The organism is Psychrobacter sp. (genome assembly GCF_030454045.1).
In the GTDB taxonomy this organism is placed as follows: Bacteria; Pseudomonadota; Gammaproteobacteria; order Pseudomonadales; family Moraxellaceae; genus Psychrobacter.
Genome location: NZ_JAKDJE010000084.1, coordinates 1 through 11,902, shown reverse-complemented (window position 1 = coordinate 11,902; position 11,902 = coordinate 1). Strand labels below are relative to the sequence as shown.

At 42.9% G+C, this 11,902-nt stretch carries 10 protein-coding genes; 3 read left to right on the top strand and 7 right to left on the bottom strand.

What is annotated here, in order from left to right; translation table 11 throughout:
- The first annotated feature begins 320 nt into the window (after positions 1-320).
- Positions 321-722 carry a hypothetical protein gene (locus L0G63_RS12120; protein WP_301450893.1) on the top strand — a complete coding sequence of 134 codons (402 nt, stop codon included), beginning with the start codon at positions 321-323 and terminating at the stop codon, positions 720-722.
- Between the two features lie 143 nt (positions 723-865).
- Here the strand turns inward: L0G63_RS12120 and L0G63_RS12115 are convergent, their stop codons facing one another.
- Positions 866-1,177 (bottom strand): NGG1p interacting factor NIF3, encoded by a 312-nt coding sequence (locus L0G63_RS12115; protein WP_301450892.1) that lies wholly within the window; start codon positions 1,175-1,177, stop codon positions 866-868.
- 37 nt (positions 1,178-1,214) lie between these two features.
- Complete coding sequence (locus L0G63_RS12110; RefSeq protein WP_301450891.1) at positions 1,215-1,847, bottom strand: DNA-3-methyladenine glycosylase; 633 nt, start codon at positions 1,845-1,847, stop codon at positions 1,215-1,217.
- Positions 1,848-2,222: 375 nt separating this feature from the next.
- Here L0G63_RS12110 and L0G63_RS12105 point away from each other — a divergent pair, with 375 nt between their 5' ends.
- Positions 2,223-2,627 carry a hypothetical protein gene (locus L0G63_RS12105; protein WP_301450890.1) on the top strand — a complete coding sequence of 135 codons (405 nt, stop codon included), beginning with the start codon at positions 2,223-2,225 and terminating at the stop codon, positions 2,625-2,627.
- A 391-nt stretch (positions 2,628-3,018) separates the two neighbouring features.
- Here the strand turns inward: L0G63_RS12105 and purC are convergent, their stop codons facing one another.
- The 5 genes from purC to L0G63_RS12080 form a co-directional block, all read right to left on the bottom strand.
- Positions 3,019-3,732, bottom strand: coding sequence for a phosphoribosylaminoimidazolesuccinocarboxamide synthase (gene purC, locus L0G63_RS12100; protein WP_301450889.1), 714 nt, complete (start codon positions 3,730-3,732; stop codon positions 3,019-3,021).
- A 126-nt stretch (positions 3,733-3,858) separates the two neighbouring features.
- On the bottom strand, positions 3,859-4,203 hold the full coding sequence (locus L0G63_RS12095; protein ID WP_301450888.1) for a hypothetical protein: 345 nt from the start codon (positions 4,201-4,203) through the stop codon (positions 3,859-3,861).
- A gap of 122 nt (positions 4,204-4,325) precedes the next feature.
- Positions 4,326-5,231: a 4-hydroxy-tetrahydrodipicolinate synthase gene (gene dapA / locus L0G63_RS12090; RefSeq protein WP_301450887.1), complete on the bottom strand. Its 906-nt coding sequence runs from the start codon at positions 5,229-5,231 to the stop codon at positions 4,326-4,328.
- Positions 5,232-5,674: 443 nt separating this feature from the next.
- Positions 5,675-6,883, bottom strand: a complete 1,209-nt coding sequence (locus L0G63_RS12085) for a hypothetical protein (RefSeq protein WP_301450886.1) — start codon at positions 6,881-6,883, stop codon at positions 5,675-5,677.
- 228 nt (positions 6,884-7,111) lie between these two features.
- Positions 7,112-8,476 carry a Do family serine endopeptidase gene (locus L0G63_RS12080; RefSeq protein ID WP_301450894.1) on the bottom strand — a complete coding sequence of 455 codons (1,365 nt, stop codon included), beginning with the start codon at positions 8,474-8,476 and terminating at the stop codon, positions 7,112-7,114.
- A gap of 954 nt (positions 8,477-9,430) precedes the next feature.
- Between L0G63_RS12080 and L0G63_RS12075 the strand changes: the two genes are divergently transcribed.
- Positions 9,431-11,740 (top strand): sodium:proton antiporter, encoded by a 2,310-nt coding sequence (locus tag L0G63_RS12075; protein ID WP_301450885.1) that lies wholly within the window; start codon positions 9,431-9,433, stop codon positions 11,738-11,740.
- The last annotated feature ends 162 nt before the right edge of the window (positions 11,741-11,902 follow it).

Here is an 11,902-nt window from a genome sequence, read left to right as displayed (position 1 = left end):
AATCGCCTAAAAAATAGTCGCTGTCAGTGCCATGGTCGAATGTTCAACACGCCCTGATGTTTGCGATAACTATTATTGTATCCCAAGATAATTGCGGTATGAGCATATTCTAAAGTGACTCTTTTCATAAAGGCAACAACGTTTGTGATAAGCGCTCTATGATCTTTCTTTAGGGTATTGCTTCATGAAAGCTTTAAAGCCATCTGCATTTTAGACAGTACTTTCTACTGGTCTGATTACATCTTTATACTGCCGCTAACTATAGCGACGCACAGCAAGACAATCTATATCCAGCCATATCATATTATGAGGAATTTTTTATGAGTGCTTTATCCTTTTCAACACTAAAAACGGCATTGTCTGGCAGTATTATTGCAACTTTGTTGGTCATGACCACTGGCTGTGTCACCACACCTGGCGGCTATAGTGTATATGACGATATCTATGGAGACGTCTACAAAGATAAAAAAGAGCATAAAAAGCACAAAGACAAGCATAAAAAAGCGGATAAAAACGTCTACTTAGCTGCTATCGAGCGTCGATTAGCTGCTATCGAGCGTCGAGCTGCCAATAAAGTTAGCAGCATGGGATACCGTGTCAAAGATGTTAAATATAAAAAGGGCGACCGTAAAATCAAGGTCAAAGCTGAACGTGGTCGCGACGATTATAAAATCGAACTGGGCTATCCAAGCTACAATGTCATTAAGATTAAAAAGGATTAATCGATTATTAGGGTCTGATATTCACTGTTAATACTCAGTTGAAATATCAAAAAATTTATAACCAAATAAGTCATCAAGTGGCTTATTTGGTTTTTTTTGTGAGAATTCCTACACTCAACAAGCTAATATTTTTCTAGATAAAACTAAAAATCCAAGACTTTTATCACATCATACGCTGGCGTTTCATACGGGTGCGCCTCTTTTAACGCGATGACAGCAGCAGTAATAAATGCGTCATCGACGACCATCTCTACTCGCCATTCATCGACCGTTTCTAAATTATCTTGCTTACCGATATGCGGCGCGCTACCTGCTAACGGCATAAACTGCCCTGTTCCTTGCACTTGCCAACAGCACTGTTCATAATCGCCAATACTCCCAGCACCAGCGGCAAATAAAGCGGACTTTACTTGCTCTAATGCCTCATCAGGAATAAAAACCGTCAACTTATACATGAACTTACCTCACAAAATAGATTTAAATCTCAATCTACTAGTTCTTAGATAAAGAAGGATGATCAGTCCATATATAGCGTAGTAGCCAGTCTTTAGCATCACCAGCATAATCAATACCGATACGCGGACGCACTGATACAGGTGGCTGGCAACCATCATCTTCAACCCAAACGCCTGAGTCTGGCGATATCGGTTTGCCATATAAATCGCGAGTTATTTGCAAGCGCTTGGTCAGTTTACCTGGCCCTGCAAACTGCTTGGGGTGAGTCAGCTGCTTATTTGGACTGAATTGTTGCTCTTCAATCAAACGGTCACTATCATCGGTCAAAAATCCAGCGCGAATCAGCACCGATTCAGGTGACTCTATAGAGCCGCTAATCAAATTTAGCATATGATGCACACCATAGGTCAGATAGACATAAAACACACCGCCTTGCTCATACATAATCTCTGTGCGCGCCGTTCGTGACCCTGCATGTGAATGGCAGGCGGGATCATCTTGACCAATATAGGCTTCGGTCTCAGAAATACGCATTCGCAAAACTTTTTCTGATCCGTCGCTGTCGATCAGCTTTCTACAAAGCATCTTACCTACCAAATCGGCAGCGACCACACAGGTAGGGCGAGTGAACCAGTCAGGCTCTAAAACAGTTGATGAAGCAGTAGACATTAGCGAAACCTTTTCTTATTCTTATGGTCTAATTGATATGAGTAAGTACTAACAAATTAGCATAAAAGTAAGATAAGGTATCGAGGACAGTGTTGGCGCTATGTTTGATTTTTTATACGAGCTAAGTGATAAGCCTATGGCTGAAGAGTGATACTGTTGATAAATGGATAGGAATTATAGTCTGTTATAAGCGGTTCCATTATGGCAGTCTGTTTTAAGTGGTCTGTTAATAGGTTCAAAGGGTTAAATAGCTGGTTCCGTTGGGGTATACCCTAATTAAGTTTCTTAAAATGAAGTCATCAACATCCAAGTGTATTTATAATATAACTAGAAACGAATGCATACGATGAAAATATGAAAAACAGGGGACTAATAATGACTGTTAGAAAGTATGGTGAATGCAAAGATATTTTTTGGGATGAGATGTCTTTTAACTACTCTTTAGAAGAACTGTGTATTTGGGATATTGAAAAATATTGGAGTCTAGAATATTTTTTAATTAAATTGTGTGCAAGCTTACAGGGTAACGAGGTATTGTACAGAAAGTTTGCGGCAGATTTATACTATCTTGGTCATAGTATAAATAACTTGATAACAAACCAAATGCATTCTTCAGAATGTCACATATTAGAGAAATTTAATGAAGACGAGGCATGCGAATGTCGTGACCGTTTTAATCATATTATGAAAATACTCTGGGGACGAATTCCCTTTGACTTTCATGACTATATGATAACTAGTAACCCACTTATTCAAGACGAATTGAACTTAAGTAGGTAATATTTATTATTAGACTTCTTGTAAAAGTATCAGTTCTTTTACGAAGTTACGAAACTACCTTAGATATTGAGCTATGTTCATAACATCATAAAAAACAATCTAGGAATTTTAATAAGACAGCCTAATGATAATGACCTACCTATCAGTTTAGCATCTGTACGCTCATTAAAGTCGTATCTAATACGGTTAGTTTGATGCCTGTATAGCGCACCGATCACTAATAGAATATGTATGGTAAGTACACCATGACTATTCCAGCATGTCAAAGCGTTGATAGTATTAGCCCACAGCCAAAGGTTCAAGTCCTCACTAGGGAACCATTATAAATATAATGACATAAAAAAACTGAGCACATGGCTCAGTTTTTTATTTTATGCTAAGTATCAGATACTTATTTTAATGGTACACCAATACGGCCAGCCACTTCTTCATAAGCTTCGATCACATCGCCTAACGACTGACGGAAACGGTCTTTATCAAGTTTCTTCTTGGTATTCTTATCCCAGATACGGCAGCCATCTGGTGAGAACTCGTCACCTAACACGATACGGTCATGGAATACACCAAACTCTAGTTTAAAATCCACTAGGATTAAATCACCCGCATCAAACAATGCTTTGAGTACATCGTTGACTTGATAGGTCAGCTCTTCCATCTTAGCCAATTGTTCTTTGGTCGCCCAGCCAAGAGAAACAGAGAGCGACTCATTGACCATCGGATCACCTAGCGCATCATCTTTATAAAACAGCTCATACGTTGGCGGCGTCAATGCCTGCCCTTCTTCTAAGCCCAAACGACGTACCAAACTACCAGCGGCAAAATTACGCACCACACACTCTACAGGAATCATATCCAAGCGCTTGACCAACACTTCGTCATCAGATAATTGCTTTTCAAAATGTGTCTCGATGCCAGCATCAGACAGTTTTTGCATGATAAAAGCATTAAAGCGGTTATTTACCACGCCTTTACGTGCCAATTGTTCGATACGCTTACCATCAAGCGCTGAGGTATCATCACGGAAGTGTAAAATCAGAAGATCATTGTCTTCTGTTTCATAGACAGATTTGGCTTTGCCTTTATACAGCAGTTGTTGCTTTTGCATTATAGGGGTTCCTGTTCGTTCAAGCTTATGTGGTAAAAACGCGCAGCGACCGCTGACTCTTATTACCATATCGATATTATTTTAATCAATAATCATAAAAATCGGCGGTACAAATGAAGAAATAAATTAGTTTGAAGGGCTACTAACAGCACGCTGAGGCTTTGGCAGCTGATACTGATTGCCTGACTCATTCTGTAGTTTGAGCGTGTTCGCACCCACATTCGGTGTTGGGTACAAAGGCACGAAAGGCGCTGTTTCTTGAGCAGCCGGCAGCTCTATCGGTGCAAGCTTTTTGCTTTGTTGATAGTCTAAGCTGCCATTATCGCGCTTTCCAAGCAAGCTCTTGGTCGCTTGGCAGCCGCTCAATACCAACGTACTACCCAAAACCAAAGTCAGCATTGCAGGAAGTAGTTTTGTCGTTTTTGATGATACGGTTTTTGATGATACTGTTTTTGATGATATTGTCATCATGTTGTCTCTCTGAGTTAGCAGTTATTGCTCATTTAGGCGATTGACTCATCATGGTAAGTTGATTTGTTGCTCACTTGAATATTAATCGTCGAGCAACAAGTCTTAAATCGCTGAAGATCAGGTTATAATATGTTTGCTCGAACCAACGCTTCATCAATAGTCGCATGATGTTGCTCTGCCAACCAAACGAGTGGTAAGCGTATCCCTTTATCGATCATGCCCATTTTATGTAGCGCATACTTAGCTGGAATAGGACTTGACTCGATGAATAAGTCACGATGTAGATGTTTGACTACGTCATGAATCTGACTAGCCGTTTCAAAATCACCACGCAAGCCAGCAGCGAAAGTCTCGCTCATGGCTTTTGGCGCCACGTTGGCAGTCACTGAGATATTGCCTTTACCACCTACTTTTAGTAGATCAAGCGCTGTGCCATCATCACCAGACAATACGACCATTCTGTCACCAACAGCTTTAATCAATTGCTCACCGCGACCAACAGAGCCTGTCGCATCTTTGATAGCAACGATATTGTCGATATCAGCAAGACGTTCGACCGTGTCTTGGGCAATATCGACGACCGTGCGACCCGGTACATTATAGAGCATCTGAGGAATATTGACGGCTTTAGCAATGGCTTGGTAATGTTGATATAAGCCTTCTTGTGGCGGCTTATTATAATAAGGAGCAACCAACAACGCACAGTCTGCACCAGCATCTGCTGCGTCTTGAGTCAGTTTAATCGCTTCCATGGTGTTGTTCGCACCAGTACCTGCGATGACTGGTACGCGACCTTTAACATGCTGGACAAAATAGCGAATGACATCGCTATGCTCTTGCATCGATAGGGTTGCCGACTCGCCAGTGGTGCCGACAGCAACGAGGCAATGCGTGCCCTGCTCGATCTGCCAGTCTATGAGGTCAGCCAGACGTTTATAATCAACTGTACCGTCAGGGTGCATGGGCGTTACCAAGGCTACCATTGAGCCTTGTAATCGGGTTTTGATCTCGTCGTATGCTGTGCTCATAACCGTGCCTTACTGTATTATCCTAGCTTTTATCAAAGCTGTCACATGATAGGTCGTTTGCAAGTGCCAAAAATTTATATACGTTGATAAACGCTAATGGCCAACTCTTGCTTGATGTTAATGCTGAAATTTTATTTATTATCATAACGTTTACATTATAAATTACTGCGTATTAAAGTGAGTATTGGCATTATCGATGCCAGTGACCGCAAATACCTGTTGCGCCATAAAATATAATCATAAAAACGCCTGCTAGTGTAGCATATTTTGATTTGACCGCTATCAATCAATTGATGCTGCAATCATAAATCAAAGGTCAAAAAGAGGCTTTTGTATTACCAAAAACCATAAATATAAGCTCAGAGCTTTATCAATAAATAAACGCTGAACTTAATAGCTAGTTTAGCGTAATGAATCAGCACTGATAAGTCTTTTGATTAATGTTAACGAATGGTCAACACATCGATAGTCGGGCGATAAAGCCGAAAAGGCAATCCCCTAGTCCCGATTCCGCTACTGATAAATATCTGCGCGTTGGCATGCTGATATAAACCGCGCTGCTTACCCATACGGCTTTTACTCAGTAAGGGAGAGTGCTGATTGCTACGCTCAATATTTTTTTGCTTTTGTGCCAGCCAAATATTTTTTTGAATGTCTTTTGCAGCACCGGCAATTAATAAAGGTCTTGGCTGTAATGATTTTGGCAGATTGCTCACACTATCAAATCGCGAGGCCAAAATAATAACAGGATTCGTTGCATTGGCAATGTCATTACCGAGCACTACTTTATCAGTCTTATTGGTATTCTCAGCTTCTATGGTGGCTTGCGGAGTGTCTTGCCAGCCGCACAGTATGGCGACGATTGAGTCGTCTTTGTCGCCCGCTTGTTGAGCGATAGGTTCAATCTGATTATTTGTATTTACCTGACACGCTACTGATTGAGTGCTGATAGCGCCATTACATTTGATTGGTAGCGAGGTGCATTGTTGACCGATATAGCGGATATCGAGAATATCAAAGGTACTTGCTAACGTATCCTCCAATAATGGCTGACCTTGCTTTGTGGTATTCATTGATTGATAACGCAAATCTGAGCGACTCATCACAGTATAAATAGGCTTGTTGACACCTTTAAACAGCATAAGCTGCCCAACCAAATCTGCACTTGGATAGTACAGCCAGTCACCCGTAATCAGCACTGCATCTGCTGATAGTGCATTGATAGCCGCCACAAGTTTTCGAATGTGACGCGGTTTGCCGCTATATATCCCGATACGCAAATCTGCCAGCACTGCTACTTTGAGCGGGGTAGATAATCCCAAGTCAATGGCATGATGCTCCAATCGTAACCGGTTGGGCTGCACAATCACCGTATAAAAATATAGCCCCATAAGCAGTATCGTTATGAATACCATAACGCCTGATAGCTCTGCTAACACTGGGGTCACATCACTTGACCAACCAAGCAGCAATAGTACCGCCCAAATAGGCATCGTATAAGCCGCATAATATAATGCCAGCTTGAGCCAGATACGCATAAAACGATTGGTAGGATCGGTATTGAACGTTTGTAATCCTGACCACAGTGCGATATACGCGAGCAGTGTTGCTGCTACAGTGACAATAATCGTATAAAGAGCGGGGTCAGTCATAGTTACCTAGCAGTTACGTGAAAGCATGAGTTTATCTAGCGACTCATACTATATATGGAATATATTAGGCCATCAGCAAATCACCCACAGAGTGATCTGTGATTGAGCAAATATCCTCAATCGTGTCATAAAAAATCAAACATTATAGAGGTCGGCCTCTATAGTAGACAAGTACAATTATTGACATGTCCTGCCTTGACGATATCAGTAATACTCTGATAAAGCTATTTACTCAATACGCAGACCAATAATAGCAGGGATGCCTTGTCGAATAACTTCTATCGTGACCACGCCTTTTTTGGGTAGGGATGAGATGGCGCCAGAAAAATCCGTTACCTTCTTAATAGGCTTTTGGTGAAAATTGGTAATGACATCACCCGCTAAGATCCCCGAGCGCGCGGCCAATCCTGTCGGATCAACCGTCGTGACCAACACCCCCGTTTTATTGTCTGTAGCAATCTCTGCTTGTTCATCTTTGGTCAAATCGCGCAAACGTAGGCCCAGTTGGACATCATCACTTTGTTGATCACCACTTTGGGCTCTGACATCATCTGGTGCATAAGCAAGCTTACCTGTGATGGTTCTTTGCTTACCATCGCGCTGAATCTGGGCACGGAAGGTATCGCTTGGCTTGGCTCTATTGAGCAGGTTGAGTAAATCAGATGCTCGCATGATTTGCACATCATTATACTGCAAGATAATATCGCCAGGTTTTAGACCAGCTTTTTGGGCAGGTGAGTCTGGTGACACGCGGGTCAGCAAAGCGCCTTGTGGTTTATCCAATTTATAAGCTTCGGCCAGATTACGGTCAATATCTTGGGGATAGATACCCAAATATGCGCGAGCGACTTCACCACTGGTCTTTAATTGCTCATAAATATCCATAGCAGCGTCGATTGGGATAGAGAATGATAGCCCCATGTAACCACCAGTACCGCTAAAAATACGCGAGTTGATACCAATCACCTCACCGCGCTGATTGAATAAGGGGCCACCTGAGTTGCCAGGGTTGAGCGCCACATCGGTTTGAATAAATGGCACACTGGTCTCACGTGAGAAGCTGCGTGATTTGGCACTGACAATACCCGCGGAGGCTGAGTAATCAAAACCAAAGGGCGAACCAATGGCTAGTACGGGCTCCCCAACTTTTAAGCTGTTTGAGTCGCCAATCGGTAGCGCGGGGAACTGATTGCCTTCAACTTTTAGTACCGCCACATCTGAGCGCTCGTCGCTACCAATCAAGGTTGCATCAAGCTCGGTTCTGTCATTAAGTGTGACGGTGATTTTGTCAGCGCCCTCAATGACGTGATGGTTTGTCAGCATATAGCCATTAGAGGTAATAAAAAACCCTGTGCCATAAGCATGCTCAATCGCTGGCGTCACTGCTCGATCAGGAATGCGCACCCGATCGCCAAAGAACTGCCTTAATACCTCAGCCGTTTGCGCTTTCGCAAGCTCGGCCTCACTGACTGTCTTGGTGACGTTGACACGGGCCACTGCTGGCGTGACTTGTTGAACTAGGCCAGAGAAATCAGCCGTGGTTACAGCCGCATGTGCATTGCTCATTGTGGTGACGTTAATACTAGCCACCATCGCCGTACTCACAGCGAGTGCCAGCGCACTACGCTGTAGCCAGTGTCGCATATCGACAGTAGCACTTGCTTTAAACATATTGATAGGCATATTGTCCTCCATATTAGTGGTCATTATTATTGTTGATGGTGCGATGATGGCACGGATCGGTAATATCTAATTGTCTCTATATAGCCATCATCAACACCACTCAGCGTTTGTATATTTGCTTATAGTCTGCTTATAGTTTGCTTATAGTTTGCTTATAGATTGGTACTTATATTACACGATGGCATTTGTAATAAGCATCGATTTCACACATGTCTGATAGTTGGGCTGCTATAGTAATCAAGATATTGACTGGTTTTCATACTTATCTCACCAATATGGGGATGATGGCACTGGTAAACGCGCCTTTGGCAACACTATAAGGTCTTTAGTTAATCTCGTATTTTGGTCCTGTTCGCAGGCGTGCATGACAAACGCGGCTACTGTATGATAAGTGAAGCGTTTTCTTGTCATCATCTCCATCATGCAGGATAACTCAAGGGGCGGTTATTTCATACTCACTTTGCGCAATTTTGTAAATACACCATAATATCGTGGCAAGCGCTGTATACCTATATATGAATAAAACCATGTTATGATAGCAAGCAAAATAAATCATGAAACAAACAAAAGCTTATTATTAAAAATACTATCGACCATCCGTTTATCAAAATAGCTATCATCATCCCTGTTTTCCATCTTTTGCACTTTTAGATCACTGTTATTTGTCTAAGAATGCTTTTGCCCTTGCTACTTTATAGTGTATATATCATCTCAAGCTCATGTTGCGATTCATGATGGCTATCAGTGTGATGACCCAGATACAATCAGTAATGATAACAATTGATCATAAACGAACGGTAGCGACTATCTTATAGCAGCTATGGATAGATATAAAATATGACAAGATTACAAAAGGATTAATTTATGGATACCGCCCTATTGCTATCCGGCGTGGTTGGGATTGGCATTGCCGCCCAATGGCTGGCTTGGTATTTGAAGCAACCGTCCATTTTATTTTTATTGCTCATTGGCATTATCATAGGACCAGTCCTAGGAGTGTTTGACCCTGATTTGGTATTAGGTGAGCTGATGTTCCCCTTTATCTCTTTGGGCGTGGCAATTATTCTATTTGAGGGCTCGCTAACGCTAGAGTTTGATGAGATCAAGCAGCATGGTACTGTCGTGCAAATGCTGGTCTCGGTTGGTGTACTCATCACTATCGCTATCGTGGCGCTATCGACTTATTTATTATTTGATGTCGACCCATTGATTGCGTTGCTGTTTGGTGCGCTGGTCTGCGTGACCGGTCCGACGGTCATTATGCCGCTGCTGCGTAGCGTGCGCCCCAATAAAACCATCTCTAATATCCTTAAATGGGAAGGTATTATCATTGATCCAATCGGCGCAATTGCCGTGGTATTGGTCTATGAATATATCATCTCAGGCGGTGAAGCCAGTAGTATCTTACTATTTGCCAAAATTGTCGTATTGGCAACCGTCCTTGGTATGGCAGGCGCTTGGTTACTGGCGTTCCTCATGCGTCGTCATATGGTGCCTGAGTTTTTGCGCAATGTTTTTACCTTGGCATTTGTGCTGGTACTATTTTCAGTCTCAAACCATTTAGAGCACGAGTCAGGGCTATTGACTGTCACAGTCTTGGGTGTGGCTTTGGCAAACTGGCCAAAATTCCCACGCGAGACGATTTTGGAGTTCAATGAGTCTTTAACCGTTCTGCTGATCTCCGTCCTCTTTATTATTTTGGCCGCTCGTGTGGAGCTGGCAAGTTTATTGAGCGTAGGATTTGCAGGTCTGGTGCTACTTGCCATCGTTATGTTTGTGGCGCGTCCACTGTCAGTCTGGGCGTCCTCTATCGGCTCTAACCTCAAAACCAACGAAAAGCTGATGATCAGCTGGATTGGCCCTCGCGGTATCGTCGCTGCTGCTATCTCCTCCCTGTTTGCGATTCGTTTGCAAGAGTATGATATTCAAGGTGTCGAGCTGCTGGTGCCATTGGTCTTTATGGTTATCATCGGTACGGTGATGATTCAGGGTCTGGGCGCAAAGATGGTCGGCAACTTGCTGGGCGTACGTGAGCCTGAGACCAACGGTATTCTTATCGTCGGCTCAAACCCGATTGCCCTACTTATCGCCACCTCTCTTAAGGAGCAAGGCTTCGATGTCATCGTCGCGCATAATAACTACACCAATATCGCGCGCGCACGCATGAGTGGGTTGCGTACTTATTTTGGCAACCCTATTTCTGATCACGCTGATCACCATCTTGATCTGATCGGTATTGGGCGTTTGTTTGCCATGAGTATGGACAAAGAGATGAATACCTTGTCTGAGATTCATTATCGTCATGAATTTGGCGAGCGTAAACTATATCGTCTCAAGTTCAGTGATGAAAAAGTCAAAAGTGAGCGCGACGATAAACAGTCAAACTTCCATTCACAGTGGCTATTTGGCAAAGATGTGACGTATACCAAGCTTGCTAGTATGCTGTCCAAAAAAGCGCGCATCAAAATCACCAACATCACTGACAGCTATAGCTTTGAGCAGTATAAAGCGGATAACAAGCAGTTTGTGCCGCTATATACCATAGACAAAGAAGGCAAGCTGCATGTCATTACTGATAAGTTCGACGGTACGGTGCCGCGTGATCGCAAGCTTATCTCCTTAGTTGTGGATGATGAAGTACAGCCAAAACCAGTGGACGTAACACCGAAGCAGGAACAAGCGCGTATGGTCGCCGATGCCAATTTTGAGTCCAGCTCAAAGGCGCCTGAAAAGCGTAAAGAAAAAGAGCTGGGCGGCGATAACCTACAAAAACTAGCGCCAGAAACGCTAACTAATACGGCTCAAAATACTGAGCAAAGCGTCGCCAGTGCCCCTAATGCGAACAGCGCTATAGATAAGTCCAATACTGCGACAGTCGCGGCCGATGATAAGGCAGCAGCACCAAAAACAGAGGCTACCAACACAGCAAACACAGGTGTGATGTCAGCAAACTCGACCGCGACCTCGAAAACAAAAGCGCCTAGTAATAGTAATACCAACGGTAATGGTAACGCGCCTAAAAACAAAAAAGGAGCGCTTGATCCCAATCGTCTTCCTGACTCTGGTCAAGACAGTGCTACTCATTCGACTGCCAAAACTGACACTGACGCTTCTATCGCAGTTGAGAAAGAAGCCGAGCAGAGTGAGCTGAATGACAAAAATAGTGATAAATAAACTCTATCGTTATTTACCCGCTAACGTCATAATCGGTTAAATAACAAACTGTCATCAATAAAAAGCCCCAGCGACATGCTGGGGCTTTTTATTTTTATTACATCTGCTGGTGTAATGGACATTATTCATGCTGGCGTAGGCTCTAAAGCTATATACTGTCTA

Bases quoted from the DNA above. Each gene is read 5' to 3' on its own strand.
- L0G63_RS12120 (WP_301450893.1), top strand. From the start codon at position 321: ATGAGTGCTTTATCCTTTTCAACACTAAAAACGGCATTGTCTGGCAGT.
- L0G63_RS12115 (WP_301450892.1), bottom strand. From the start codon at position 1,177: ATGTATAAGTTGACGGTTTTTATTCCTGATGAGGCATTAGAGCAAGTA.
- L0G63_RS12110 (WP_301450891.1), bottom strand. From the start codon at position 1,847: ATGTCTACTGCTTCATCAACTGTTTTAGAGCCTGACTGGTTCACTCGC.
- L0G63_RS12105 (WP_301450890.1), top strand. From the start codon at position 2,223: ATGACTGTTAGAAAGTATGGTGAATGCAAAGATATTTTTTGGGATGAG.
- purC (WP_301450889.1), bottom strand. From the start codon at position 3,732: ATGCAAAAGCAACAACTGCTGTATAAAGGCAAAGCCAAATCTGTCTAT.
- L0G63_RS12095 (WP_301450888.1), bottom strand. From the start codon at position 4,203: ATGATGACAATATCATCAAAAACAGTATCATCAAAAACCGTATCATCA.
- dapA (WP_301450887.1), bottom strand. From the start codon at position 5,231: ATGAGCACAGCATACGACGAGATCAAAACCCGATTACAAGGCTCAATG.
- L0G63_RS12085 (WP_301450886.1), bottom strand. From the start codon at position 6,883: ATGACTGACCCCGCTCTTTATACGATTATTGTCACTGTAGCAGCAACA.
- L0G63_RS12080 (WP_301450894.1), bottom strand. From the start codon at position 8,476: ATGGTGGCTAGTATTAACGTCACCACAATGAGCAATGCACATGCGGCT.
- L0G63_RS12075 (WP_301450885.1), top strand. From the start codon at position 9,431: ATGGATACCGCCCTATTGCTATCCGGCGTGGTTGGGATTGGCATTGCC.